Source organism: Mesorhizobium bavaricum, from assembly GCF_056781655.1.
Genome location: NZ_CM165566.1, coordinates 496,714 through 523,492, shown reverse-complemented (window position 1 = coordinate 523,492; position 26,779 = coordinate 496,714). Strand labels below are relative to the sequence as shown.

Below are 26,779 nucleotides of genomic sequence, written 5' to 3'. Positions count from 1 at the left end.
CAGGAAGACAGAACATGACCCCGTTTCGACAGAACCTCATCGATGGCGAATGGGTTGGCGACGCCGGCTCCCGCAACATCAACCCCTCGAATACCGGAGATGTCGTCGGCGACTATGCCTCGGCCGGAGCCGCCCAGGCGGGGCAGGCGATCGCCGCAGCCAAGGCGGCGTTTCCGGCATGGTCCCGTTCCGGTCCGCTGGCGCGTCACGCGGTGTTGAAGAAAGCCTCGGACGAGATCCTGGCGCGCAAGGACGAGATCGGCCGAAACCTGGCGCGTGAGGAAGGCAAGACGCTGGCCGAAGGGATCGGCGAGACTATTCGCGCCGCCCAGATCTTCGATTTCTTTGCTGGCGAAACATTGCGCCTGTCCGGCGAGGTCGTGCCAAGCGTGCGGCCTGGCGTCGGCGTCGAGATCACGCGCGAGGCGGTCGGCGTGGTCGGCATCATCACGCCGTGGAATTTCCCGATCGCCATTCCGGCCTGGAAGATCGCTCCGGCGCTGGCCCATGGCAACACCATCGTCTTCAAGCCGGCGGAGCTGGTTCCCGAGAGCGCCTGGTCCATCGTCGATATCCTGCATCGCGCCGGCCTGCCGAAAGGCGTGCTCAATCTCGTCATGGGCAAGGGCTCGGTCGTTGGCCAGGCCATGCTCGACAGTCCCGACGTCAACGCCATCACCTTCACCGGCTCGGTCGGCACAGGCAAGCGTGTCGCCGCCGCAAGCATCGAGCACATGCGCAAGTTCCAGCTCGAAATGGGCGGCAAGAACCCGCTGGTCGTGCTGGACGATGCCGACCTGGCGATCGCCGTCGATTGCGCGCTCAATGGCGCCTTCTTTTCGACCGGCCAGCGCTGCACGGCCTCGTCGAGGCTCATCGTGACCGACGGCATCCATGACCGTTTCGTCGATGCCCTCAAGGATCGCATGAGCAAACTGGTCATAGGCGACGCGCTCGACGCACAAACCCAGATCGGTCCGGTCGTCGACGCGACCCAGTTGAAGCAGGACGAAGACTACATCGCCATCGGCCGCGCGGAAGGCGCCGAGCTTGCCTTCGGCGGCGAGAGGCTCGACCGCAAGACGCCGGGCTTCTACCTGCAGCCGGCGCTGCTGACCCAGGCCACCAACACCATGCGCAGTTCGCGCGAGGAGATCTTCGGACCTGTCGCCAGCGTCATTCGCGTCAAGGACTACGATGAGGCGCTCACTGTCGCCAACGACACGCCCTTCGGGCTGACCTCGGGCATCTGCACGTCGAGCCTCAAGCACGCCACGCATTTCAAGCGCAATTCGGAGGCCGGCATGGTGATGGTCAATCTGCCGACGGCGGGTGTCGACTTCCATGTTCCCTTCGGCGGCCGCAAGGGGTCCAGCTACGGACCGCGCGAACAGGGTCGCTATGCCGCGGAATTCTATACCACGGTGAAGACCGCGTATACGTTCGCAGGCTGATCGGGCGCAGGGTGATCGGACGCCGGCCGATCGGGCCGGCGAGCCGCCACGTACATTTGAGAACACCGGACCGGGGCAAGGCGATGACATTGCAAGACCTGACCTGGCTCAACCCGCCGCCGCACCATGCCGTCGATGGTGATGCGATTCGCGTGCGCACCGGCAAGGAGACCGATTTCTGGCGCGAGACCTTCTACGATTTCTGGCGCGACAACGGCCACTTCCTGTACCGCAAGGTCGAGGGCGATTTCACCGCCGAAGTCACGGTCGAAGGGCGCTACGAGGTGCTTTACGACCAGGCCGGATTGATGGTCCGGCTGAGCGAAACGCACTGGATCAAGGCCGGCATCGAATACACCGACGGCGTGATGTATTTTTCTGTCGTCGTCACCAACAATGCCTCGGACTGGTCGCTGGCCACCATTCCGGCCAGTCCGCTCGGTGTGCGGATCCGGTTGACCCGTCATGCCGAGACGATCCGCATCCAGTATCTCGATGCTTCCGATGGCCACTGGAAGCCCGTGCGGCTCGCCTATTTCCCGATCTCGAAGGCGGTCGATGTCGGCATGATGTGCTGTTCGCCGCAACGCGAAGGTTTCGAGGTCACATTCTCCGGTTTCACCGTTGGTCCGCCGATATCACGGGAGCTGCACGACTGAAGCCTGCGCTTCTGCGCTGAAGCATTGGTCATGAGCCGGCCTCCTCCAGCCCCAACCCATCGCGAACAGCATTGCTGATGGCTTGCGGGCCGAACCTAGCCCAAACAGCTTGATGCGCGCTGATACGCTGCCGTGCTCTGCGGTCCGTGTCCAGGCAAAGGCTGACGGCCATGTCGGCAAGCCCTCCATCGGTATCCGACAGCAGCAACTCTTCGTTATCGACCAGGCCCAGCCCCTCGGCCGCCAACGGCGTGGCAATCACCGGTACGCCCCAGGCCATCGCCTCCAGGATCTTGATGCGCGTGCCGCCGCCTGCCGCGAGCGGAATGATGGTGAGATGCGCCCTGGACAGGAGAGGCGCCATGGTTTCGGGGTTTTCGACGAGCTCCACAGCGGGCAATCGCGCCAGCGCCCGCACGGCAGGCTTCGGGCGGCGCCCTGCAATAACCAGTCTCGCCGCCGGCAAAGTCTGCCGGATGCGGGGCAATATGCTGCCGGCTAACCGCTTGGCGGCATCGACATTCGGCGGATAGTCGAGATGGCCGACCAGCAGGATGACCGGAAAGTTCGTGTCGGCCGCAGGTTCGTCGGGCAGCGTTTCGGGGATATCGCCGGCGTGGGGAATTCCGTTCGGAACGACATCGATCGGCATATTGTACGGAAAAAGGGTCATCAGCCTTTCGCGATCCTCGTTCGAGCAGACCCAGACCCTGTCGACAAGGGAAAGCGCCTTTCTTTCGAGGCGCCTGATGGCAAGGGCCGTGGCGAGCCTGGCCGCGGCGGACCGCGCTCTATCGGCGCGATGCACTTGCCCCGCCAGGTCGGACTCGACATTGTGCATGTCGAGGATGAGCTGTTTGGTCAGCGGTCGCAAAGGCCGCAGCAGCTTGAACAGGCCGATGCCCTCGACCACAATGGTGTCCGGGTGGAAGTCTCGAACGAGCGTCTCCAGCCGCGCCAAAGCGGAGCGCGAAATGCGATGCTCTGCCCTTAAGCGCCACCAGCCGATCGACGCGGAGCGGGCCTCTCCCTCGACCGCCAGGGCCTCGATGCGGATCGGCGGATCGGGCGCGTCCGGCACCAAGGCCTGCGAACGCACCGACACCAGGCAGACGGGACCGAATGCCGCTGCGGCTAGAGCATTGCGGTGGTTCCGCAGATCTCCGCCGGAGGCCGGTGGAAAGGCAGGATCGTGCGACACGACCAGCACGCGCCGTCCGGCGCTTTGCGGCTCTATTCCAGACGGCATTCGAGGCGGTTCCGCAATCACAAAGACAGCTTCGACTTGTTTAGCCGAACGGCGCTTTCGTCAAGCACTGGATCCCCTTCCGGTGCGACAGTCTAATCATGGCCGGCCAGCATGCGGTAGGACGCTAGGGCCACCGCCTGGACCACGCCAGCCAACGCGCCGACAGCTGCCTCCAAAATGAGGTGAACCGGGTTCGCCGGTAGGCGTCGCCGGCCATCTTTATGCCTTGTGCCTGCGTTGGGAAGGGATGGATGACATCGGCCAGCGCGTGCAATCCCATACCGGATTTGATGGCGAGCGACACCGCGTTGATCATCTCGCCGGCATGGCTGGCAACCACGGTGGCACCCAGGATGCGATCCGACCCTTCCTTGACGTGGATTTTGACAAAACCCTCTTCTTCGCCGTCCATGACCGCGCGGGCGACATCGTGCATCAGCACCGTATAGGTCTTGACCGGGATGCCGTTCTGGCGCGCTTGTGCAGGATAGAAGCCGACATGGGCGATTTCCGGATCGGTATAGGTGCACCACGGAACCACCAGCTCGCTCAGCCTCTTGCGACCGAGAAACAGAGCGTTCTGCACGACGATGCGGGCCGATGCCTCCGCGGTATGGGTGAATTTGTAGTCGAGGCAGACATCGCCCGCCGCGTAGACGCGCGGATTTGTGGTCCGCAGATAATCGTCGACCTTGATGCCGTCGGGATCGTATGCCACCCCGGCGCTTTCCAGGTCGAGACCGTCGACATTGGGTGAGCGGCCGATGCCGGTGACGATCTCGTCGACGGAAATCGTCGTCGTGTCGTCGTCCCGCACCAGGTCGGCGAGCTTCTTGCCGCCTGCCGTCCGCACCGCCACCACTTCGGTGTTGAGCCGAACCTCGATCCCCTCGCGCGCCAGCGCGTCCGAAAGGACCTGGGCGGCGTCGCGCTCCTCGCCAGGCAGGAACATCGGGTCCCGCTGCGCCAGGATGACTTTCGCACCCAGCAGGCAGAAGGCCTGCGCGGCCTCGCAACCGAGCGGTCCGCCGCCGATGACCAGCAGCCTTGGCGGGCAGGCTGTGAGGTTGAACATCGTCTCGTTGCTGAGATAGCCGGCTTCGGCCAGCCCCGGAATCGCCGGCAGGCCTGGACGGGCGCCCGTTGCGATCAGCGCCTTCCTGAAACACAGCGTCTTGTCCGCCACCATGACCGCGTCCGGTCCGGCAAATCGCGCTTCGCCGAAATAGAGGTCGATCCCTTCCGACGCGATGGTCGCGGCCGAATCGGCGCGGCTGATCCGCTGCCGGATCTGACGCATCCGCGTCATGGCCCGCTGAAAGTCGACGTGAAGAGGGTCCGGCGTATCGCCGCCAAAACTTTCTGCGTCGCGCATATCGGCATAGAGCCTGGCCGTGCGGATGATCGACTTCGACGGGATGCAGCCGACATTGACGCAGGCGCCGCCGATCAGGTTGCGCTCGATGAGCGCGACCTTTGCGCCGAGGCCGGCCGCTTCGCGAGCGGCGGTCAGCCCGGCCGGCCCGGCGCCGATGACGACGAGGTTGTAGGGACCGTCCGGCTCGGGGTTCTTCCAGTGCGGTGGGTGGGCGTGCTTGATCAGATTGACATCATTGCGGTCGACAGGGAAGGCGCTGGCCCCGGTTCGGTCACCCCACATAGGCGCCATCCCCCGACAGCCAGCCGCCGTTGAAACCCGCTTTGCCCAGGCCGCGACGGATGTGCTGGTTGGACCGCATCAGCTCCCAGATCAGGCGCGAGCGATGGTTCTCGATCATCATCACCACGATGCCCTGGTCCAGACCGTAGTGGCCTTCGGACACCCAGCCGTGCCGGCCGAATTTTCGCCGGTTGGCCAGTGTCGGATTGAAGCCGCTCGGCAGCCGGAAATTGTCGATCACTTCGGGGTAGCGATCACCGAGATGGCGCAACGCCGCCAGGCAGATATCCGGCGCGAAAGGCAACGACGCCGGATAGGACCATGGGGCGATCGTCCCGTCATCCGGCCCGAAAGGCGCGCCACGCGCGGCATAGCCTGAAAATCGGCGGCGCTGCCGCTCCACGCTGGTGCGAAAGCCGCCCGGCCCGTCGCCTGCCGAAAGTCCCCACAAATTCTCGTCGTAGCCGTAATAGCCATAGGGGTTGTGCCGCGCATAATCGCGGTGAAGGTAGGTCGAGCGCCGGCTGTTTTCGAAATAGTCCGAATTCTTCTCGCGCATGAAAGCGTCGCGGATGCCGGCGAAATCGATCCAGGCATGCGAGAACTGGTGCATGAACAGCGGTCCGCCATAGAGCACGTCGTAGCCGTAGATGTTTTCCCACTGGTAGGTCGCCGTCCAACCGTCGTAGCTGTCTTCCGAGGTCGGGCTGTCGGGCGAGGCCATCGACAGCACGTAGAGGATCGTGGCTTCGTTGTAGCCCTCCCAGCCATAGTGGAGAAAGCCGCTCTTCGGCTTCCAGCCCTGCCGCAAGGTTGGACTGGTGCCTTGCGCCCATCGCCAGTCGACACGCCGGTAGAGCGCCTCGGCCAACTGGCGGATTTCGGCTTCCTCGTCATCGTCCCCGGAGAAATAGGCGCCCGCCACCAGCATGCCGGCAATCAGCAATGCCGTGTCCACCATCGACAGTTCGCAGCGCCAGACGCGCAGGCCGGTTCGCATGTCGAGAAAATGGTAGTAGAAGCCTTTGTGACCGGTGACGTCGTCGCCATTGCCTTGCGCGCTGGTCCGGAAGAAACGCAGAGCGGCGAGCGTCAGCTTCACAGCTGCTTCGCGCGTCATCCAGCCGCGCTCGACCCCGATCGGGTAGCAGGACAGGGCGAAACCGACGACGGCGATGCTGGCCGGCGAATTCGGCCGCGACGTGTCGGCGACCAGCCCGTTTTCCGGGTTCACGTTCTCAAGGAAATAGTCGAAGGCCGCACGCTGGTAGCGGTCCAGAAGTTCATCGTCGGACAGTGCGGCAGGCTCTGCTTTAGGCAAACGATGCAAACTCCAGCCTGATGGCCGCAGCTTCCGTCGATTGCCGGGCGGCGGCACGATGCCGGCGGCTTGTCGCGCATGCCGAACAGTCACTCCGTGTCATGGCTTTCCCGCAGTCTCTTCCTGGATCATCCCCGATTCGAGCGTTGGCAACTATACGCGTGTCCGGCCTCGTTCGTTACCCGTCACGCAGAATTGTAGTTACAACCGCCCGACGCAGGATGCCCTTATCGGTCGGCCTGATGCTGGAAGAACTGCAAAAACAGTTCCCGCTCTGTGGTGATGTCGAGCTTCTCATAGATGCGCCGGCGATGGTTCTTGACGGTGCCGACGGTGATGACGAGGCGCTCGGCGATGTTCGCGGTCGGGTGACCGGCGAGGACCAGCTGGACAAGTTCGCGCTCGCGCAGCGACAGCTCCGGCCACAGGCTCGCCGGGATGGTCGGCTCCTGCCGGGGCGAGGCGCCGGGGCCGGTCGGCGCCGACGTGCGTGAGAAATCGGTTCCGCGCGCCTTGATATCGAGCGCGTGCAACGCCTCGAACACCGGCAGCCGCTCGTCCAGAAGTGCGATCTCGCTGTCCTTGAATGCGGTGGTCGAGCGGTCGAGGAAGATGCCGAGGCACCAGTCGCCGCCATCCGCCAGCATGATGCCGACCTCGTCGCAGATTTCCGACTGTGCGAGGAAGCCGGCTATATACTGGCCGCGCTTGGCCTCGTCGTCGGCAAGCCGTTTCAGCGGCATGATGCCGAGCCTGCGCTCGCGCCGCCACGAGGCATAGAACGGGTCGAACACGTAATAGCTGGCGAGATAACGCTGCACCATCTCGTCTGAGAAGCGCCGGTGCTTGACGAATTCCGGCGTCTTCGTGGCTGAATAGCGCGTCACGGTGACGAGATCGTGCTCGATGTCCGCGCCGATCAGGTCGATCAGGCAGTCGACATGCCTGTCCGTGCCGGTGGCGGCGATCGCCTTAGCGAGCGGCGCCCAGATATTGCCCATGCGCATGCCCTTTTCTCGGCGATCTCAACCCAACCGTCATTGTGTCTTTAGGCATATGGCGCGAGGCCGCCCATCGAATCTAGCCTAGCGTCAACCTAGACCAGATCCCGAGGCGACCGTGACCCAACCCAACCTCACAGGCCCCACCGTTGGCAATCCGCCAGCCATCGGCAATCCAATCGTCATCGGTATCGACGCCGGCGGCACCATGACCGACACGATCCTTGTCGATCAGGACGGTCACTTCAAGATAGGCAAGTCGGCGACGACACCGAAGAACGAGGCCGAGGGCTTTCTGGCTTCGGCCGAGGATGCTGCGGACGCCTGGGGCATCTCGCTGGAGCAGCTGTTTTCCGGTGTCAACGTCGTGCTCTATTCCGGCACCGGCATGCTCAACACGCTGCTGTCGCGCACCGGGCGCCGGCTCGGCCTGATCACCACCAAGGGCCTCGAGGACATGATCCTGATGGGCCGCGGCCTGCAGGCCTGGGCTGACTATTCCTATGCCGACCGGCTGCATGCGGTCACCCATCATCACCCCGATCCGCTGGTGCCGCGCCGCCGTACCCATGGCGTCACCGAGCGCATCGACCAGTTCGGCGACATCGTGCTGCCGCTCTACGAGCATGAGGTTTCCGCCGCCGCCAAAAAACTGATCGCCGACAAGGTCGAGGCGATCTGCATCATGACCATCTTCTCGCACGTCAATCCGGTGCATGAGAAGCGCATCGCCGAGATCTGCCGCGCGGAAGTCGAGAATGCCGGCGCCGACATCATCGTCTACACCAGCCATGAGGTCCGTCCCGTCATCCGCGAGCAGTCGCGGCTGAACTCGGTGCTGATCGAGGCCTACGCCACGTCGCGCGGCCGCAAGCAGCTCAAGGGGATCGAAGACGTCTCGAGAAAATACGGCTTCAAATATGGCGTGCAGACGCTGCTCTCCTTTGGCGGCCTGACCTCGATCAACCATCCGCGCCTGCACGAAACGATGATCTCCGGTCCGATCGGCGGCATCCTGGGTGCTGCCTATGTCGGCAAGCTGATCGGCAATGACTCGCTCATCTGTTCCGACATGGGCGGCACCTCCTTCGACATGGGCGTCATCACGCGCGGCCAGACGCGGATCGAGAACGAGCCGCTGATGGACCGCTTCAAGCTCAACGTGCCGACGCTGCATCTCGACACCATCGGCGCCGGCGCCGGCATGATCCTCAAGGTCGACCCGCTGACGAAAAAAGTCAGCCTCGGGCCGGAAAGCGCCGGCTCTGACCCCGGCCCGATCTGTTTCGATCGCGGTGGCACTGAGCCCACCATCGCCGACTGCGACGCCATCCTCGGTCGCCTCAACCCGCATTACTTCCTTGGCGGCAAGGTCGTGCTGCAAGTCGAAAAAGCCCGCCGCGCGTTCCAGGAGAAATGCTCCGACATATTGGGCGTCGGACTGGAGGAAGCCGCCGAAGGCATGATCGACATGCTGGAATCCGACGCCAACAATGCGCTGCGCCGCGTCATCTCGGGCCAGGGCATCCACCCCTCGGAATTCACGCTGCTGTCCTATGGCGGTTCGGGTCCGTTGCATCTGGCCGGCTGCTCCAGAGGCATCGGCTTCAAGGACATCATCACCTTCCAGTTCGCCGCCGCCTTCTCCGCCTTCGGCTGCACCACGGCCGATTTCATGCGCCGGCATTCGGTGTCGACACAGCACGATATCCCCTCGCGCGCCGACGAGGCGACGCTGGCCGCCTTCGGCGCCAAGGTCACGACGGTCTGGAACGATCTGACCAAGGCGGCGGTCGACGAGATGATCGCCGACGGCCACGCCAGCGAGAAGATCAAGACCGTGCCGTTCCTGATGATGCGCTACACCGGTCAGCTCGAGGACGTCGAGGTGATGGCGCCGCTTGCCGAGGTCAATTCGGCCGACGACATGCGCAAGGTGCTCGACGAGTTCGAGGCGGTCTACGCCAAGGTCAACCACCGCGTTTCGCGCTATGGCGAGGCCGGCTTCACCATCACAGAACTCGGCCTGATCGCCACCGCCGACAAGGTCAAGCCGGTGCTGCTCAAGCGGCCGCTCGGTGCTTCCAATCCGGCATCCGCCCACAAGGGTGTGCGCGAGGCCTATATCGGTGGCCGCTGGCACAAAGCCAATCTCTACGAAATGGATCTCCTGCAGCCCGGCCATGAAGTGATCGGCCCGGCCATCATCGAACATCCCGCCACCACGCTCGTCGTCCATCCGCAAGACCGTGTCTTCGTCGATGAATGGACGCTGCTGCACTACACCCACACTTGAGAGGGCGATCGCCATGTTGGACAAACCTGCCTCGGCCCTGCGCCTTCGCGAAAGACTGCTCGATTCCGAGCGGCTGATGGAAGAGACCGGCTGCTATGACGGCATCACGGAACTCACGCTGCGCAACCAGGATCCGTTGAAATTCGAGACGCTGCACACCAAGCTGCGCGCCTATTGCGTCTCGGCCCGCGAAATGGCCCGCCGCATCTCGGCGTCGCCCGGCGTGCGCGAGGTCGGCGAAATGGTGGTCGCCATCTACACCCCCGAGGGCGACGCCATCGCGCTGTCCAACGGCATCATGGTGCATGTCCACACAATGAGCCGCTTCATCAAATGGATGATCAAGAACAACTACGAGGAAAACCCGCGCATCCGCGAAGGCGACATCTTCGCCAACAACGACGCCTTCATCGGTACCGTGCAGGTGCCCGACGTGATGGACGTGGTGCCGATCTTCCATGAAGGCACGCTGGTCGGCTGGGCCGGTGCCGTCTGCCACGAGCTTGAAGCCGGCGGCATCACACCGGGCGGCGACGTGTGTCTGGCGCAGGAGCGCTTCACCGAAGGCTTGTTCGTCTGCGCCGAGAAGATCGGCGAGAATGACGAGATCCGCCGCGACTACGTCATTCGCTGCGAGCGCAATTTGCGCATGCCGATCTACTGGGTGCTGGACGAGAAGGCCAAGGTCGCCTCCTGCATCGACATGCGCGTAAGCGTCAAGCAGCTGATCTCCGAGATCGGCCTCGACTACTGGATGAAGGTGTCGAAGGAGTTCATCGAGGAAGGCCGCCGCGCCCAGCTCGCCCGTACCCGTCAGCTCACCGTGCCCGGCATCTATCGCGGCCACACCTTCTACGGGCACGTCACCGCAGGCAAGCCCGGTTTCCAGCTGCTCGGCGACCCGGACTGGCTCTACAACATCCCGATCGAAATGGAGATCACCACGGACGGCAAGATCACCATGGACTTCGAGGGCACCCAGCCCTGGGGCTACCATTCGATGAATTGCACGCCGGCCGGCATGGACGGCGGCATGTTCGTCACCTTGACCCAGCACATGAATTTCGAGGGCCTTGTCAATGACGGCGCCTGGATGGCGACCGAGCTGAAACTGCCGCACGGCACCTGGACCAATCCGGACAACGAGATGGTGGCGACCGCCACATCATGGGCCTTGCTGTTGCCGGCCTATGGCGTGTTCCAGCGGCTGCTGTCGCGCAGCTTCGTGGCGCGCGGCTTCGTCGAGGAAGCCTTCGTCGGCCAGGTCAACAGCCCGATGATCGAGATGGGTGGCGAAAGCCAGTACGGTACACCGTTCGGCATGGCGCATTTCGAATGCGCCGCCGCCGGTTCCGGCGCGCTCGCCATCAAGGATGGTCTCGACACCGCCTATGTCGGCTGGAACCCGGAATCCGACATGGGCAACATCGAGGTATGGGAACAGTCGATGCCGATGGTCTATATCGGCCGCTCGATCGTCCCCAACTCCGGCGGCGCCGGCAAATATCGCGGCGGCTGTTCCTTCGTCTCGACCTGGCTGATCAACAAGACCTCGCATCTGCGGCTCCACACTTCGGAGCACTCCTCGCGTGTGTTCGACAATGGCGGCATGTGCGGCGGCTATCCGGCGCCGACCTGCCAGAAGCACCGCGCGGTGCGCAATTCCAACATCCACGAACTGGCGGCGAGGGGCGAGCCGCTGGCGCATGCGCCCGGCATCGACCCGCATGTCTCGGACTATGAGAAGAACATCGGCGGTGACCATGTCGTGGTCGAGGGCCCCTACATCACCTCGCCGCACAAATCAGGCGATATCTTCAGCCATTCCTACAATGGCGGCGGCGGCTATGGCGATGTGCTGGAGCGCGATCCGATCAAGACGGCATGGGATGTCGAGAACGGGTTCCTGACCCGCGAAGCGGCCGACCAGGTTTTCGGCATTGTGCTGAAGGATGATGCCGACGGTTATCCCACGGCCGATATCGACGCTACGGTCGAACGCCGCGCCGCCATGCGCAAGCAACGCCTGGCGAAGGCAATCCCCGTGGCGGACTGGATCGCCGCCGAGCGTGGTCGTGTCGAAAAGGCCGACTTCGCCCCCGAGGTGAAGAAAATGTATGCCAGCGCGATCAAGCTGTCGTCGCGCTTCACCAAGGATTTCAGTGATTTCTGGAACGTCGACGCGAGGGCGATCTTCACGCCGGGAGCAAAGCCATGACCTCGTACAGCAAGGAAGTCATTCGCGATCTGGCTAGCGGCCAGCTGCCCTGGCCGCAGACCCGGCGCATCATGAGCGCCTACAAGGATGATGACCGCTTTTTCAAGATGGTCGCCGTCTACCAGGATCGCGTCGCCTGGAAGGATCCGATCCTGCTGCCGGTTTCCGATCACCTGTTCATCTGCCAGAGCGGCGACGAGCGGATAACCCGTTGCGAATGCGGTCATTCCTTTGGCGGCTACCGCAAGAACTGGAAGCTGAACGCCGCGATCAACGTGCGCAATACCGAGGAAGCGCTGCGCGAGATCTATCCGAACAGCGATCTTCCCGACCCCGAATGGATGGAAATCCGCGAGTTCATCTGCCCGGAGTGCGGCACGCTGCACGAAGTGGAAGCGGCGGCGCCCGGCTACCCGATCGTGCATGACTTCGAACCCGACCTCGAAGGTTTTTATCGCGAATGGCTGGGAAAACCGCTCCAGGGAACCTGATGTTGTGAACCGGGTCGCAGGCAAGGTAGCGCTCGTCACCGGGGCCGGCATGGGCCTCGGGCGGGCCGCTGCGTTGCTGCTTGCGGCCGAGGGGGCGAAGCTCGTCGTCACCGACATCGACGAGGCGGGTGTTCGACAGACCGCCGAGCAGATCGAGCAGGAAGGCGGCGAAAGCCTCTCGCTTCGCCATGACGTCTCCAACCCCGACGACTGGCCGCCAGTGACGGCAACGGTGGCGAAAAGGTTCGGACGGCTCGATGTGCTGGTCAACAATGCCGGCATCGCGATAGCCAAAAACATCGAGGACACCTCGCTGCAGGAATGGCGGCGCACCATGGCCGTCAATCTCGACGGCGTCTTCTTCGGCTGCCAGCAAGGCGTCGCCCTGATGAAGCAATCGGGTGGCGGCTCGATCATCAACCTGTCCTCCATCGACGGCATCATCGGCGAGGCCGATCTCGCCGCCTACTGCGCCTCCAAGGGCGGCGTGCGCACGCTGACCAAGGCGGTCGCCGTGCATTGCGCCGAGCAGCGCTATGGCATCCGCTGCAACTCCATCCACCCCGGTTATATCTGGACGCCGCAGACCGAGAACTATCTGCGCGATCTCGGCACGCTCGACCAGGAAAAGGCCAAAGCGCTCGCCCGTCATCCCATAGGCTTCCTGGCGAGCCCAACGACATCGCCTATATGGTCCTCTACCTCGCTTCGGATGAATCCAAATTCGTCACCGGCTCCGAAATGGTCGTCGATGGCGGCTATCTTGCCGTGTGAATCTCAAATCGTCCCGGGCCTGTTCGCCCGCACCGAACTGTCTGGAGACAATGCCCGATGACAAACCTTTCCGGCCGCAGCGCGATCATCACCGGCGGGTTTTCCGGCATGGGCTTCGCCATCGCCACGGCACTGGCCGAAGCCGGCGCCAATGTCGCTGTCGGCTCCTACATCGCGCCCGCCGGCACTGACAAATCCGATGCAGCCTACTATCCCGGCGCCGACGAAATCGAGCGCGTGCGTTCGGCTCTTGCCGCCCATGGTACAAGGGTCCACGCCGCCCATCTCGACGTCCGCGACAGCGATGTCACCACCCGTTTCGTAGCGGATGCCGAAGCGGTTATCGGCCTCGCCGATATTCTGGTCAACGCCGCCGGCACCACCGCCGAACAGCCGGTCTGCGGCCATTCCGACGCGCTTTGGGACAAGATCGTCGACACCAATCTCACCGGCGCCTTCCGCGCCACCCGCGCCGTGCTGCCGGGCATGATCGAGCGCGGCTGGGGCCGCATCGTCAACATCGGCTCGACCGCCGCCTCCGTCGGCTGGAAGGACAATCCAGCCTACTGCGCTTCCAAGGCCGGACTTCTCGGTCTGACTCGCTGCGTGGCGCTGGAAGGCGCGGCGCATGGCGTCACCTGCGTCATGATCAGCCCGACCTGGGTCGAGACCGAACTGATGCGCCGCAACGTGGCGCAGGTCGTCGAGCGCGAAGGCAAGGGGCGCACGGCAGAGGAAGCGATAGCCGAAATCGCCAGCGGCAACCCGCAGCAGCGTATGCTGCAGCCGCAGGAGATCGCCGCTCTGGCCGTGTTCCTGTGCTCGGATCTGGCCAAGGGCATCACCATGGAAAACATACAAATCACCGGCGGAGCACTGTGGTAGCGTTCTTGCGGGATGGTTGCGGTCTTCATGGGAGGAGGCCGGCACAAGGTAAGGGAAAAGTCCAACCGACAGGGGAATTGATATGAAATGGACCAAAGTCTTGAAAGGCGCCATCGTGCCGCCGATCCGCTATGTCGAGCATGGCCTGCGGCATGTCCGGGGCGATGTCGTCGAGGCGGTCGAACAGATGGGCGCTACCCCGGCGCAGACGCTGTTCCAGGCAAAGCTGCCGCTTGCGCTGCCCGTGGTCATGCTGGGGCTTAACCAGACCATCATGGCGGCGCTGTCCATGCTCGCCATCGCCGCCCTGGTCGGCACGCGCGATCTCGGACAAGCGGTCTATGTCGCGCTGGGCAAGGCCGATGCCGGCATGGGCCTGATCGCCGGCCTGTCGATCGCCTTTCTGGCGATCCTTGCGGATCGCCTGATCCAGGCAGCGGTGGCCGGACGAGCGACGACCTGATCTCCGCGTTTCCCGCAGGCTGTAAGACAAGGTGACCGGATTTGCCATTGAGCGCAGGGCACAATAGGTTATATTGCACTGCACAATGGAGACGCCGTTTATTGCACGCCCTTGTTCGCGGAAATGCCGGATGGCCAAGGCCCGCCGGCCCTGGGTCGCGCTGGCGGGACTCTGAGATGAAGATTCCAAAGTCCTTGCTGGTCGATCCCGAGAAGAACTCGGTCTATGGCAGCTTTGCCGTGGCCGTCTCGATCTGGGCGTTTTCCTACTCGGTCATTTTTGGCCAGGTGCTGATCCTGGCCTATTACGCGGTCTGGCTTCCGCTCATCCTGGTCGACTACCGGCGGTTCCTGCGGCAGCTGTCCAGTGCCTGGCTTCCGCTGCTGTTTGCCGCCTATGTCTGCTTCTCGGTCTTCTGGTCGCAGGCGCCCGGCGTCACCGCAAGGACGTCAATCCAGTATTTTTCCCATATTGCCTGCGCCTACGTCGCTGCTCGCACCGTCAGCGTGCGCACATTGACCATAGGCGCCCTGGTCGGGATATTTGTCGTCCTGCTTTATTCGCTGCGGGTCGGAAACTATTCCGAGGACGTTCTCGACGGCACCTACAACTTCGTCGGCGCGTTCGCCTCCAAGAACCAGATCGGCTTCGTCGCCTCGCTCGGCATCTATTTCTGCGTTGTATTCATTGCTTTCTACCGGCGCGGCTGGCTGAGCCTCGTCTTGGCTGTGCCTATCGTTCTGTTGTCGGCCTATCTGCTGGTCGTTTCGCACTCCGCCACCTCAATGGCCTCGATACCGGCGGTTCTGGCGCTGGTGGCGCTTCTTGCCATGAGCAAGCTGCTGTCGCGGCGCTATCGCCGGGTGATCTTCTTGGTCGGCGCCGGCCTACTGGTCGTGGTTGCCTTCGTCGCCTTGAACCTCGGGTTGATGGACTTCGTACTTGGCCTCTTCGGCAAGGATTCAACGCTCACCGGGCGGACCTATCTGTGGGAGCAGGGCTGGAACGCGGTGCAGAAAGCACCGATTCTCGGCGTCGGCTATGCCGCCTATTGGGTGCAGGGCTTCGCCGAAGCCGAGCGGCTGTGGAACGAATTCTACATCACCACCCGCACCGGCTTCCACTTCCACAACACCTATATCGAAGCGCTCGTCGAACTCGGCTTCGTCGGGGCGACGCTGGTCTCGCTGCTCATGCTGCGCACGCTCTACGGCCACGTCGCGGCAGTGATCTTCGGGGCATGGCAAGCGGATTCGGTGATCCTCATCGGTGTGATGCTGTTGCTGCTGATCCGCTCCTTCGTCGAGGTCGAGATTCTTAACCCGTACATCATGGGCTCTTTCCTGATGTATTTCAGCTTCTTCAAGCTGGCGCGGCTGCCTGTTACCCGCACGCGATGGAGCCCCGCCTTCGAGCAGGCGGAGGCGACGAAGAGAGAGGCTGGCTGGCCGAGGCATGCCGTCGGTCCAGCGGTGGCTGACCAGTCGTGAGCGATCGTTTCGCCGGCTGAAGCCGGACTCGTGCATGTCGCCCAAAACTGCGCTGCGGTTTTGGGCGATATGCATAAAAGTCAAAGGCTTCAACGCAACGCGCTTAAGGGCGGATCTTCGGCCAGGCGGCCTGGGGCTCAGGCGAGAAATCCATCCTTCGGCGCCATGGAGCATGATCCCGAAAGGTGGTCTTCGCTGGAGATCCTGCTCAGACAAATAGATAGAGCCCAGCACCGATTCGATCGGTACGGGGCTCTGGGCCGAAACGCTGGATCGTGCTGGCGATCGCGGGCTTACTGGCTGGCCATCGGCGCCAGCTTGACCTTGATCACGTCGCCGGGCAGCACCGGGGTATCTTCCTTCGCCGCGATTTCGCTGGTCTTGCCGTCGACGACCCGCACCAGGGCGTAGAGCAGGCTCGATTGCTGGTCGGTGTCGCTGGCGACTCTCGTCGCGGGATCGCTGGCCTGGGCCATCAGGCCTTTCTGCATATTCACCTTCAGCGCGGCCTCGTTCAGGTCGGCTTCGGTCTGCTGGCGGTCGGCGGCGAGGCTTGAACTCAAGGTGTTCTGGGCATCGATGGCGTCCTGCGCGGCCTTGCTGATTGCCTGCTTGGCGGTGAGGATGGCCGTTTCGTAGTCCAGGATCTTGCCCTGCAGGTCGGCGACGGACTGCCGCGAATCCAGCAGTCGGGCGTTGGCGATCAGGCCTTTCTGAGCCAGCGGGCCGATGCTGGTGAGCTGCTGCTGTGCCAGGTCGACCTGCTGCTGCTGGTTGACGATCTTCTTCTGCAGCGATTCGATCTCGGACTGCAAAACCCCTTTCAGATCGTCGAGCGCCTCGAGCTTGAGCTTCAGCGCCTTCTGGTCGGAGGTCAGGATCGTCATCTCGTCGGCGACGATGGCCTGCAACCGCGGATCGCCCTCGACCTCCTTCGGCACGTCGAAGCTCGCCTTGCCGGCCATATCGGCGTCGATGCGGGCGCGCCTGACGATCAGCCGAATGCGCTGGTCGTCAGAGATATCGAAGTTGCCCTTGGCGGTAACCAGGTCCTTGCCGAGTTGCGGACCGTAGTCGGCGTTTCGCCTGATGCCGCCGGCGACGCTGATCGCCTTCAGCACGGTCAGGTCGGGCACATAGGGAAATTGGCCGGGGTTCTGCACCTCGCCCGAGATGTAGAATGGCCGGAACTGCGCCATTTCGACCGAGGCTTCCGGCTTGTCCGACAGAGCGAGCTTGCGCTGCAGTGCCGCGCCGATCGCCGCGGCGATTTCGCCTGTGGTCTTGCCGGATGCCGGCAACTCGCCGGCGAACGGCACGGACAGAGTGCCGGACGGGCCGACCGTGTACTCGCCATTCACCGCCGACCAGTCACGGAATGTGCCTTCGACGGTCTGCCATTCGGCAACGCGGATGGTGAGCTTGTCCTGCGATCCGAGGCGGTACTCGCCGGCGGCGGCGATGTGAGGGATGACCAGCGACACGGCAACGCATGTAGCCAGCAAACGCGCCCGCCGCAGGCGGCCGGGAAACGGGCCGCTGCGAAAGGCTTCGAACATATCTGTTTTCAACTGAACGTTCCGATCCGCTTTAGCCCCATCGCCCGATGAGCTTGCCGCCGCTTGTCTGACATCGCAGCCGGTCAGTAAGAGCCGCGCGACATCCAGACCGCCGGAACGGTCTTGATGATGATGCGAACGTCCTCGAACAGCGACCAGTTCTCGACATAGTGGCGATCGAAGGCGACGCGGCTGTCATAGGACACATCGTTGCGGCCGCTGACTTGCCACAGGCCGGTCAGGCCCGGGCGGGATTTCAGGTAATACACTGCGGAGGTGCCATAGATCTCAAGTTCGTCGCGCACCACCGGCCGAGGTCCGACAAGGCTCATGTCGCCCTGCAGGATGTTGATGATCTGCGGCAGCTCATCGAGGCTGAGTTTCCTCAGGACTGCTCCGACGCGAGTGACGCGCGGATCGTTCTTCAGCTTGCGGGTCGCTACCCATTCCGCGTTGGCGTCCGGGTTGGTGGCGAGATAGGCGGCCAGCACCTTGTCGCCATCGGGAACCATGGTGCGGAACTTCAGACAAGGAAAAATCCGTCCGCCGCGCCCGATACGCCTGTGGCCGTAAAAAATCGATCCGCCGTCAGAAAATTTGACGAGCAGAGCGATCATGACAAACAGCGGGCTGAGAGCGATCAAGCCCATCAGTGAACCGGTGATATCGAAGCTGCGTTTAAGCAGGCCGCCGATCGGCGGCGGAAAATCAATGTCAGCCTGCGAAAAGCCCGCGGTGGCCGACTTGGCAACGTCCCTCATGCCGTAAACTCCATGCGTTGAACGAATGGTTCGCCGCAAGATACCAAAAAAATGTTGCAGCGCAACACACAATTTACCAACCCGTTGAAATAGTCGCGTCATGAATTGACCAAATAATAAGCTAGACATGCACAAATTTCGGGATATTTAGCATATTTGTGACAATAAACGGGCACAGTCGAAAAAATAAGGACCTTTTTGGGGCGATTTTTGGGCAGGCCTACCTATCTGCCGAGATGTGGTGGGCATTAGTGCTTCAGCACACCATGATGCTTGGGGCAAATCATATAAAATACTACTTAATATTGCCTGGTTTACTCGAAAAAGATGATGGCCGGAGACCGGCTTATATCCCGTCGCGTGCATTGCAGCATGGCTGAGTCGATCGCGAAGGCTCAATCAAAAATATCTGGCGTTGCCCTTGCCGCCTACTGCTCGCTTTAATAGAATTGCAAATTATATCTGTCAGAGTGGCGACAGGTAGAAAAGGCCGGAAGCAACCGGCCGAGAGTGGGCGACCTTAACAAGCCCACATGACAAGGGACGGCGCTCGGGTGGGGCAAACGTTAAATATACCCGAGCCGGTTTATGGGCTGTTGGGTATGGCACTTCCAAAATTCATCCTCGGGATGATATTCGCTCTTGCAATCGTCGTCGCCTGGTCCTGGCTGGGCGGTGCGTCGATCGGCACGACGCTGGTGCGCGTCATCATTTGCGCCGTTGTCATTCAGGCGGGCTACTTCGTGCTCGTCTATGCCATGATCGCCAGGAGCGCGCCGACGCCGGCCGAGAGGAGTCGCGAAGCCGAAAGAAAGCTGAATGCGCCCGAAGTGACCGAAGGCGAGAAGCTCGGCGCCAGGCGTAGCCTGCACTAGGCTGTGTCGATATTCAGGCGGTGCGGGCCTGAGACAAATCTCGACAGATCCCAACCTCACTGACGGACCCTCAGGCTACGTCGGCAGCTTCCCTTTCGGATTGCTCGCCCGACAGCATCCTCGACAGTCGGCTGCCGGCTTTTTCCTTCAGCCGCTGATATTGCCCGACTTCGACGATGCGACCGTTTTCCATCGCCACCACCCAGTCGGCGAAAGCGATCATCGACGGCCGGTGCGCAATGGTCAGGATCGTCATCGTGCCGCGCAATCCATCGATCGACCTGGCGATCAGCGACTGGTTCTGCCAGTCGAGCGCGCTGGTGGCCTCGTCCAGGATGAGCAGGGACGGCTTGCGCAGCAGCGCGCGAGCCAAGGCGATGCGCTGACGTTCGCCGCCCGAGAGCCGCACGCCACGGTCGCCGACCACCGTTTCGAGCCGGAGGTCGAGCCGTTCGACGAATTCGCCGGCGTGCGCCGAGTGCAGCGCGGCCCACAGCTCCTCATCGCTGGCCTGCGGCGCGGCAAGGCGCAGGTTCGCCGCGATCGTGTCATGCAGCAGGAACACGTCCTGCGGCACATAAGCCACCTGATCGCGCCAGCGGCGGCGATTGCCAGAATCGATCTCGACGCCATCGACGAGCATCTTGCCGGCGGTCGGCTCGAGCAGGCCAAGCAGCATGTCGGCGATCGTGCTCTTGCCCGATCCGGAGGGACCGATCAGGGCGGTGACCTTGCCGGCCGGAAGGCCGAACGTGATGTCCTTGACCACCATCTTGGCAGGGTCGTCGCCATAGCCGAAGCAGGCGCCCCTTACGTTCAGCCCGGTGGCCAGCGACAGCTTGCTGCCTTCGCCGGCTCCGGCATCGCCGGGCTCGCGTTCGGCGTCGAAACGCGCCTGCAGGCTGCGCATCGCGGCATAGGCGGGCAGGTTGATCAGCACCTGCTGCGCCTGCGTCTGCATGTCCATGAAGCGCGGCGCGATGCGCATGAAAACCAGCAGCAGGACGACGATCTCGGCCAGCGACAAGTTGAAGCGGACCAGCGCGACATAGATGAACAGGCTCAAGCCAACGACGCTCGCCACCTGGAACACCGCCGTGCCGATCGTGCTGTTGCGCACATAGTCGACGTTGTCGGCCTTCATCTTTTCGAGCGTCGCTTGCAGCTGCGCGAAATAGGTCGCCTCGACGTTCAGGCTCTTGGCCACCTTGATGCCGCCGAGGAATTCCGAAACCGTCCGGTACTGATCCTGCCGATTGGCCGTCAGAACCCGGCCAAATGCCGTAGCCCGCGCCCGGAAGGGCCGCAGCGCCACGAACATCAGGATGCCGATGACGACGGCGAACAGCGTCATCACAGGCGAGATGAACATCGAAACCAGCAGATAGCCGGCCAGAAGCACGGCGATCTGCACCAGCATCAACAGCGAGAAAGCAGCGCCCTGGACACGGTCGATATCGCCGGTCAGGGCATGGTCGAGGTCGGAACTGCGCATGCGCGTGAAGACGCCCCACCGTGCCTTGCCGATGCTCTCGAACAGGTTCATCCGCACGCGGTTGATGAAATCGAACAGCAGTCTGGCCATGTAGACCGACTTGAAACGGTTGAACGCCGCCTGCACGGCAACAAGCCCGACCAGCACACAAAGCACCGTCGTCAACTGCAACGTTCCGTCCGGCACCAGCCAGCGCACGACTTCATTGTTGGGCAGCTCGACCGCAAAGTCCTGGTCGGCGCGTCCGACCAGATGCAGCAGCGGCACAAGCAGCAAGATGGAGATGCCTTCAGTCAGGCTGCCCAGGATCAGGAAGAGCAGCGCCGTCCAAGTTCGCCTCCCGCCGATCTGGGCAATGACGGCGCCGAACGCGGCAACGTCTCGTATCAGCGACAGGCGAAGGAGCGAGGACTTCGACATGATTGCTCTCACGCTCGCCGACGACCAGCCGACAGACCCCCAGCCGCCAGATCCTTTGTGATCAGATCCACGGCCTCGCCGATTCTGTCGAGGCCGGTCGGGATTTCGAGGCGGCGAACGCCGACATGGTCCGCGAGCCGCGCGCATTGCCGAAGATGCATTTCCGCAAGATCGCTGGGCAGGGCCGCGCGGCCGAATCGTGCCACATAGGAGAACTTGATGATGGCCGGCAGGGCCGCGATGCCTGGCAGGGGCGTGATGTCAGCTCTTTCACCGCGCGCCAGGATATAGATCCTGGTCGCGGGCACCCTGTTGCCGGAAAAGGCGCCATTCAGTCTATGCTGCATCTTGTCGATTGCCGGATGCACTTGCGGCCGCACCACCGCGTCCCCTAGCGAAATCGCCGCCGCGGCGTCGGCCGCCAGCTTGATCTGCGGAAAACCCGGAACGATCATCGGCTCACGCGGGTTGGCGAGGTCGAGGGCCACCACGTCATCGGTAAGCAGTTCATGCCCGATCCGGATCATCGCGCTTGCCGTCGTCGACTTGCCGGCACCCTTGTCGCCCATGAAGATGGCACTCGTACCGGCGACCGCAATGGCGCTGGCGTGCAGGACGAGCAGACCGCGCCGATGCAGCAGCAGCGCCATGACCGGCCCCAGCAGCGGAAACGCGATCAGCGCGTCGTCGATGCCGGGCGCCGGCTCGACGTCGATGCGGCAGCCATCGCTGATCAGGAACGCGCCGACGGCATGCCACGCCAGATATTGCCGGTCGGGTTCGAAGCGAAACTCGGTCGCGGCGTCCGAGGCGGGTTTCGGCAGGTCGATCGGGCCGACGGCGATCACCACATCCGCCGCCCCCGGCGCTGCCGGCTCCAGTTCGGGCAACGTCACCTCGGACGCGATGGTCAGTCCGTAGGCGCGGTAGAAGCGGCGCTCTCTCACGGCCCGGCTATGCGGGCGGGGATCACCGTATGCGGCGAGCGGCTCGTTGCGCGGCATCATGCGGCGCTCCCGCTATGCTGGAGCTGTCGCAGCCAGAGCGACAGCGATGCCGAGCGCCAGACATACTGGACATCCAAAGGCGCCGCCCGATCGGGCCGGCGCAGCAGCCGCGCATAGGCAGCACTCACCTGGGGCAGGTTGACGTAGGGCGCGATGCGGCTCGCATCCGAGATCAGCAGCTGTTCCAAGAGGTCGCGGTGGTTGCGCAGCATGCCGTTGACGAGATTGGCGGTGAAGTCGATCTTGTCGCGTCGCCACTGAACCGCTGCCGGCAGGACACCTTCCATGGCGCGGCGCAGCACATAGCGGCCAAAGCCGTGGCTGAGCTTTTCCTCACCGGGTAGGCCCAGGCAGAACTCGACCAGCGGCTTGTCCCAGAACGGATAGCGCGGCTCGACGCCGAAATTGGCCGCAGCCTTGTCGAGAACCTCGAAAGCATGCGGGACATAACCGTTCGACAGGATCCAGCGATGGCTCAAGGCGTCGCTGGCCTGGACGCCGGGCGGCATATATCCGGCTCGGTGAAAACGGTCGACAAGCTCGGTGCGCCTGGCCAGGTCCGGATTGATCAGGTCGCGCCAGCCTCGGCCGCGCGGCGCCGGCCTGCGTATCTTGTTCAAGGCGCGGTTTGCCAAATGTCTTAGTTTAGCAATCCGCCAGGCCGGCCCGTAGAGGGTCAGGAACTGGAAATACAGGCCCAGCGTGCTGTCGCCATAGGTGTCGGAGGCACTGCGGATCTCACGCCACAAATCCATCCATCGGCCGGCATTGGCAAGTTCATGCAGATGGCCATGACCTTGTGATACGACCTCGTCGCCGCCATGGCCGTCCAGCAGCACCTTGATGCCCTTGGCGCCGGCAGTCCGGTAGATCCCGCGGGTCAGCGTCAGGCCCGGCGCCAGGAACGTTCCTTCCTGTTCCTCCAGCACCCGTTCGAATTCAGCGAATGGCGCATAGTTGCCGACTGGGATCAGCGTTCCATCGACCTTCTGCTGGTCCAGCACGGCATCGATGAACGGCCGCTCGTCCATCGGCGAGCCCTTCTCGAAAATCAGCGAGAAGGTGGGTAGTCTCGGCTTGCGCTCGGCGGCGTTCTGCAGGCCGGCGACACAGGCGATCGAGGAGGAATCGAGGCCGCCGCTCAGCATCGCGCCGACCGCCGAGGTTCCGCGCATGCGGTTGCGCACCGACTGCGAGAACAGATGGGCGAATTCCTCGGGCGCATCCGACTGCATCGGTCGTGGCGACGGCTCGATCTGCCAGTAGCGGCGCAGCGTCACCTGTTGGCCGGTGACGGTAAGGCTGTGGCGCGCCGGCAGGCTGAAGATGTCGCTGTAGGGTGTGGACTGCGGATCGTCGGGAAGCCCGGCCAGAAACCCCGAGATCTGGTGCTCGGAGACACGTGTCCCGACCCCTTCCACGCCCAGGATCGGCCCGATCTCCGACGCAAAGGCAAAACGCTGATCCGCCGCGTGGTAGTAGAACGGTTTGACCCCGAAATGGTCGCGCGCGCAAAACAGGAGCTGCCGCTCGGCATCCCAGATGGCAAAGGCGAAATCGCCTTGCAGATGCACGGGGCAGGCTTCGCCCCAGCGCAGATAGGCCCGCATCAGCAAGGTCGCATCGGCGACCGACTGATCCCTTATGCCCAGCCTGGCCAGCAGTTCGTCGCGGTTGTCCAACCGGCAATCGGCGGTGACGGCGAGCTTGCCGCCGGCCATCGTCAGCGGACCGGGGCCGGCTTCATCGGTGGTGTTGAGCCAGGCATGGCCAAGCGCAATGCCGGGGTCCAGCCACCACGAACTTCCGTCGGGACCACGATGGCGCATGCGCGCCAGCATCAGCTGGATATCGGCCGCCGGGACCGCCTGTGCGTGTCCCCGGACCGCCGATGCGTGTCCCCGGACCGCCGATGCGTGTCCCTGTCGCAGCAGGATTCCGGCGACGCCGCTCATCGGCTGCCGTGGTCGACCAGATGGGCGAAACCGTCGATCGATCCGCCAAGCACGATATGATTATCGCTGACCAGCCAGGCATGCGCCTTGAGTTGATCGCCAGTGCCGCGTTCGATGCCGATGCGGATCTTCGAGGCATTGCCCTGGCGGGCGAGGATGTACTGGCCCGAAAGCGCCTGGGTCAGGCACGTGGCGTAAGGGACGAAACGGGCCGCCGCGGCAACCCCCCACGCAACACGCCGCAGTTCGCCCATGCTGGCGCACTGACGCGCGTCGAGCCGAGTCACCAGGCTGCGAACACGGTTGTAGGACAGCAGCGTCAACCCCAGCCGAACCGCCGCCACCACCAGCAGGCAGCGACCGAGGAAGATCATTTCCGAGCCGCTCAGGGAAAGAATCCCCAAAACACTTCGCCGGCCTTGCAGGCGCTTCGTCTGCTTGGGGCTTCTTTCTGTCGCGGGTTCCTGCCGCAAAACCATGGGCTTTTGCGAAACCGGCTTAGACAAGTTCCTCATGATGCAGCCTCGCAAGCCCGTTGTCGGCCAGGCCCTTCAGCAACGCGTCGACGTCGGCCTGGCAGCGCTCCGGGTCGACATTGTAGCGCCCAAGCACGGCGCCGCGGATGTCCACGATCGACCTGGGCTCCTGGATCAAATCCCAGATGAAGGCGCCGACGCCATTCAGGCTGTAATAGATGTTGGATTTCAGATTGAGGAGCGCCAGCCCATCGCCGAACTCGCAAGCCACGGCATCCCTGGTCGCGCTCACACGATCGTGGTCGGCCAAATCTTGGCCGGATAGCTTCCAGCTCATCCCAAAACCTCGCTTACACTACGCTTCGGCAGTTCCAGGCAATGAAAAGTGGAGTCGGAGGTTTGGCCCCCGACTCTCTTATGTTTTTTAGATCCAGAGTCCCAACGTCGTCACTCTGGGAAAACTGCGATAGACTCAGGAAAACGTCAGGTCGCCGATCGGCGTATGCGCGGGAAATGATGCGTCGATCGCCGTGCTGCCGCCGCCGCCTTGGGTGATGGTTTCGATCGAACCATGTACCGTCAGGCTTGGCGTTTCGTAGTCATGCTTTTCAACATTCTGTTCCATTTTACTCTCCAATAAGGACTGGAAACGGCCTGTCGAGTGCCGTCAGCACTTTCATGCTGCAGCGCAATAGCTGCATGGCAGCATTTATGAGTCAAGCCTGATTTACCAAGTGTTAATCAATTACGGGTTGTGCGCGCGGCCTTGTGTGTAGGCCATGCCTAAAACCTGACTTCTTTTGAGCTAATTCCATGTGCATTGGGATGATGTCAACGGCGATTCTTTAAGCATCTGATTTTGCTTGCATAAAACATTGGCCATTGGGCCTGTTTTTTAGGCATCGCTAATAGGCGGGTTTCTTTTGGCAATCCACGATGAAAAGTGGTTGAAAAGCCTTGGCAAGGGCGGCATTTCAGCTGCGGTTTTCGTCGCGCCCGAGATGGTATCGATAAACGTTCCGGTTGCAAAATTCCGCACTGCAAAAGGAAAGGCTTTACGGCATCGAGGTTTTTGGTGATGCTTGCTTCGCACTTGCAGCATACGCGTTGGGCAAATCGCTTTTTTTGGAGACCGTGCGCTAAATGGCCTTGCCGGATAGTTCCTATGAACGATTGCGCGCCGCCGATTGTGCCGACGAGGTTGCCTATGTGCGGGCCTGCCTGCGGTTGTACTTCGCGGGGGCGGGAGCCACCCCGGGCGACGTGTCGATGCCTGGCCCTGGCGGTGTCCATGTCGCCGACATCGCCAGGCTGAACAAGGTCGCTACCTTTGTCCTCAAGGTCGTGTCGCGTGCGCCCGCGAATGAGAGACCGCCGGAGCTTTTCCATTGGCTGGACACCTACCGCAGGAGGACGGTTTCGATGAACGCGTCCTGCATCATGGATTCGATGGCGATCCATGACGCGCTGCGCGAAAGCCGGATCGATTTCGTCTTTCTGAAGGGCCCGTTCCAGCAGCGGCTGCTCTACGACGATCACTTCATGAAGCCTTCGGGCGATGTCGACATCCTGGTTTCTCCGGCCGGTTTTGTCAGGGCGCGTGATGCGCTTCGCGCGATCGGCTACGAGGTCGCCGGCAAGTCGCGTTCCGTCTGGTGGGTTCGCTTCCTCGGCGAACAGCATATGACGCGCGGCGACGGGCCGAAGCCGTCCACGGTCGATCTCCACTATCGACTCCAGCAGCCCGGCTCGCCCAGCCCGCGCGACGCGGACGGATTTCTGCGGCGCAAACGACAGGTCGAAATCGCCGGTGCGACCGTGCCGTTCACCTCGGTTGCCGATACGCTGCTTCTGTCCTGCATCAGCGTCGCCAAGGCGCTCTTCAACAGGGAACCCTGCGCGGGCTATGTCTGCGACGTGCGCGCCAGCGCCAGCCGCCTCGACGAGGCGGACCAGCAGCTTGTGCTCGATGCCGCGACTGCGCAGGGACTGGATGACACGCTGCTGCTTGGCCTGCGCGCCGCCGATGTGCTGCTCGGCGGTGCCGATACGCTGCTGTCGAGGCGGGCGACACGGATCCTGTCGCGCATCGGCAACGAGGACCTGCTCAACATGGTCATCGCGCCGTGGCTGTCGTCGCTTAGGTGGCCGCAGCGGCGAACGGTGCTATGGGAGTTGTGCGGCCGTGCGCCGGTCCGCTATCTGGCCGAGGCCAGCTGGGCTGCGTCGGCCGACATCAGCCGGCGCATCTTTGAACGGCCGGTCTGATG

General features: G+C 62.9%; 23 protein-coding genes and 1 pseudogene. 12 read left to right on the top strand and 12 right to left on the bottom strand.

The annotated features are described in order from the left end of the window. The first annotated feature begins 14 nt into the window (after positions 1–14). Entirely contained in the window at positions 15–1,454 is a 1,440-nt protein-coding gene (locus AC1RZR_RS02525) for an aldehyde dehydrogenase family protein (RefSeq protein ID WP_481827540.1), read from the top strand. A gap of 83 nt (positions 1,455–1,537) precedes the next feature. After that, positions 1,538–2,113 (top strand): DUF1349 domain-containing protein, encoded by a 576-nt coding sequence (locus AC1RZR_RS02520; RefSeq protein WP_481827539.1) that lies wholly within the window; start codon positions 1,538–1,540, stop codon positions 2,111–2,113. Positions 2,114–2,141: 28 nt separating this feature from the next. Here the strand turns inward: AC1RZR_RS02520 and AC1RZR_RS02515 are convergent, their stop codons facing one another. The 4 genes from AC1RZR_RS02515 to AC1RZR_RS02500 form a co-directional block, all read right to left on the bottom strand. Beyond that, positions 2,142–3,362 carry a glycosyltransferase family 4 protein gene (locus AC1RZR_RS02515; RefSeq protein ID WP_481827538.1) on the bottom strand — a complete coding sequence of 407 codons (1,221 nt, stop codon included), beginning with the start codon at positions 3,360–3,362 and terminating at the stop codon, positions 2,142–2,144. Between the two features lie 124 nt (positions 3,363–3,486). Then, complete coding sequence (locus AC1RZR_RS02510) at positions 3,487–5,022, bottom strand: mercuric reductase (RefSeq protein WP_477272282.1); 1,536 nt, start codon at positions 5,020–5,022, stop codon at positions 3,487–3,489. After that, positions 5,012–6,343: a glucoamylase family protein gene (locus AC1RZR_RS02505; protein ID WP_481827537.1), complete on the bottom strand. Its 1,332-nt coding sequence runs from the start codon at positions 6,341–6,343 to the stop codon at positions 5,012–5,014. The genes AC1RZR_RS02510 and AC1RZR_RS02505 overlap by 11 nt, the downstream gene beginning before the upstream one ends. A gap of 227 nt (positions 6,344–6,570) precedes the next feature. Next, complete coding sequence (locus tag AC1RZR_RS02500; RefSeq protein WP_477272286.1) at positions 6,571–7,350, bottom strand: helix-turn-helix transcriptional regulator; 780 nt, start codon at positions 7,348–7,350, stop codon at positions 6,571–6,573. A 160-nt stretch (positions 7,351–7,510) separates the two neighbouring features. On the opposite strand from AC1RZR_RS02500, the gene AC1RZR_RS02495 reads away from it, so the two are divergent. From AC1RZR_RS02495 to AC1RZR_RS02460, 8 genes and pseudogenes are all read left to right on the top strand, one after another. Continuing rightward, positions 7,511–9,640, top strand: a complete 2,130-nt coding sequence (locus AC1RZR_RS02495; RefSeq protein ID WP_481828997.1) for a hydantoinase/oxoprolinase family protein — start codon at positions 7,511–7,513, stop codon at positions 9,638–9,640. A gap of 13 nt (positions 9,641–9,653) precedes the next feature. After that, the gene (locus tag AC1RZR_RS02490) at positions 9,654–11,858 is read left to right on the top strand and encodes a hydantoinase B/oxoprolinase family protein (RefSeq protein ID WP_481827536.1); all 2,205 of its coding nucleotides are present in this window, start codon (positions 9,654–9,656) and stop codon (positions 11,856–11,858) included. After that, positions 11,855–12,349, top strand: coding sequence for an acetone carboxylase subunit gamma (locus AC1RZR_RS02485; RefSeq protein WP_481827535.1), 495 nt, complete (start codon positions 11,855–11,857; stop codon positions 12,347–12,349). Before AC1RZR_RS02490 ends, AC1RZR_RS02485 begins: the two co-directional genes overlap by 4 nt. Next, positions 12,282–12,950: pseudogene (locus AC1RZR_RS02480) on the top strand (SDR family NAD(P)-dependent oxidoreductase); the annotation flags it as partial. The gene AC1RZR_RS02485 and the pseudogene AC1RZR_RS02480, both read left to right, overlap by 68 nt. Positions 12,951–13,039: 89 nt before the next feature. Next, positions 13,040–13,123: an SDR family oxidoreductase gene (locus AC1RZR_RS02475; protein ID WP_292440811.1), complete on the top strand. Its 84-nt coding sequence runs from the start codon at positions 13,040–13,042 to the stop codon at positions 13,121–13,123. A gap of 57 nt (positions 13,124–13,180) precedes the next feature. After that, positions 13,181–14,008, top strand: coding sequence for an SDR family NAD(P)-dependent oxidoreductase (locus AC1RZR_RS02470; protein WP_481827534.1), 828 nt, complete (start codon positions 13,181–13,183; stop codon positions 14,006–14,008). A gap of 82 nt (positions 14,009–14,090) precedes the next feature. Continuing rightward, a complete protein-coding gene (locus AC1RZR_RS02465) occupies positions 14,091–14,471 on the top strand; it encodes an ABC transporter permease subunit (RefSeq protein ID WP_481827533.1) in 381 nt (126 codons plus the stop codon). A 176-nt stretch (positions 14,472–14,647) separates the two neighbouring features. Then, positions 14,648–15,961 carry an O-antigen ligase family protein gene (locus AC1RZR_RS02460; RefSeq protein WP_481827532.1) on the top strand — a complete coding sequence of 438 codons (1,314 nt, stop codon included), beginning with the start codon at positions 14,648–14,650 and terminating at the stop codon, positions 15,959–15,961. A 293-nt stretch (positions 15,962–16,254) separates the two neighbouring features. Here the strand turns inward: AC1RZR_RS02460 and AC1RZR_RS02455 are convergent, their stop codons facing one another. Both AC1RZR_RS02455 and AC1RZR_RS02450 read right to left on the bottom strand, forming a co-directional pair. After that, the gene (locus AC1RZR_RS02455; protein WP_477272300.1) at positions 16,255–17,520 is read right to left on the bottom strand and encodes a polysaccharide biosynthesis/export family protein; all 1,266 of its coding nucleotides are present in this window, start codon (positions 17,518–17,520) and stop codon (positions 16,255–16,257) included. Between the two features lie 83 nt (positions 17,521–17,603). Beyond that, positions 17,604–18,281, bottom strand: a complete 678-nt coding sequence (locus tag AC1RZR_RS02450) for a sugar transferase (protein ID WP_481828996.1) — start codon at positions 18,279–18,281, stop codon at positions 17,604–17,606. A gap of 602 nt (positions 18,282–18,883) precedes the next feature. Here AC1RZR_RS02450 and AC1RZR_RS02445 point away from each other — a divergent pair. After that, positions 18,884–19,156 carry an exopolysaccharide production repressor protein gene (locus AC1RZR_RS02445; RefSeq protein ID WP_477272302.1) on the top strand — a complete coding sequence of 91 codons (273 nt, stop codon included), beginning with the start codon at positions 18,884–18,886 and terminating at the stop codon, positions 19,154–19,156. Positions 19,157–19,226: 70 nt separating this feature from the next. Here AC1RZR_RS02445 and AC1RZR_RS02440 read toward each other — a convergent pair whose 3' ends face one another. The 6 genes from AC1RZR_RS02440 to AC1RZR_RS02415 form a co-directional block, all read right to left on the bottom strand. Continuing rightward, positions 19,227–21,071: an ABC transporter ATP-binding protein gene (locus tag AC1RZR_RS02440; RefSeq protein ID WP_481827531.1), complete on the bottom strand. Its 1,845-nt coding sequence runs from the start codon at positions 21,069–21,071 to the stop codon at positions 19,227–19,229. Between the two features lie 8 nt (positions 21,072–21,079). Further along, positions 21,080–22,078 (bottom strand): phosphoenolpyruvate carboxykinase (ATP), encoded by a 999-nt coding sequence (locus AC1RZR_RS02435; RefSeq protein WP_481827530.1) that lies wholly within the window; start codon positions 22,076–22,078, stop codon positions 21,080–21,082. Beyond that, on the bottom strand, positions 22,075–24,033 hold the full coding sequence (locus tag AC1RZR_RS02430; protein WP_481827529.1) for a lasso peptide isopeptide bond-forming cyclase: 1,959 nt from the start codon (positions 24,031–24,033) through the stop codon (positions 22,075–22,077). Before AC1RZR_RS02430 ends, AC1RZR_RS02435 begins: the two co-directional genes overlap by 4 nt. Next, the gene (locus AC1RZR_RS02425) at positions 24,030–24,437 is read right to left on the bottom strand and encodes a lasso peptide biosynthesis B2 protein (RefSeq protein WP_481827528.1); all 408 of its coding nucleotides are present in this window, start codon (positions 24,435–24,437) and stop codon (positions 24,030–24,032) included. Before AC1RZR_RS02425 ends, AC1RZR_RS02430 begins: the two co-directional genes overlap by 4 nt. Before the next feature lie 94 nt (positions 24,438–24,531). After that, a complete protein-coding gene (locus tag AC1RZR_RS02420) occupies positions 24,532–24,846 on the bottom strand; it encodes a PqqD family protein (protein WP_477272312.1) in 315 nt (104 codons plus the stop codon). A gap of 135 nt (positions 24,847–24,981) precedes the next feature. Next, positions 24,982–25,134 carry a lasso peptide gene (locus AC1RZR_RS02415; RefSeq protein ID WP_379101437.1) on the bottom strand — a complete coding sequence of 51 codons (153 nt, stop codon included), beginning with the start codon at positions 25,132–25,134 and terminating at the stop codon, positions 24,982–24,984. A 518-nt stretch (positions 25,135–25,652) separates the two neighbouring features. On the opposite strand from AC1RZR_RS02415, the gene AC1RZR_RS02410 reads away from it, so the two are divergent. Beyond that, the gene (locus AC1RZR_RS02410; RefSeq protein ID WP_481827527.1) at positions 25,653–26,777 is read left to right on the top strand and encodes a nucleotidyltransferase family protein; all 1,125 of its coding nucleotides are present in this window, start codon (positions 25,653–25,655) and stop codon (positions 26,775–26,777) included. The last annotated feature ends 2 nt before the right edge of the window (positions 26,778–26,779 follow it).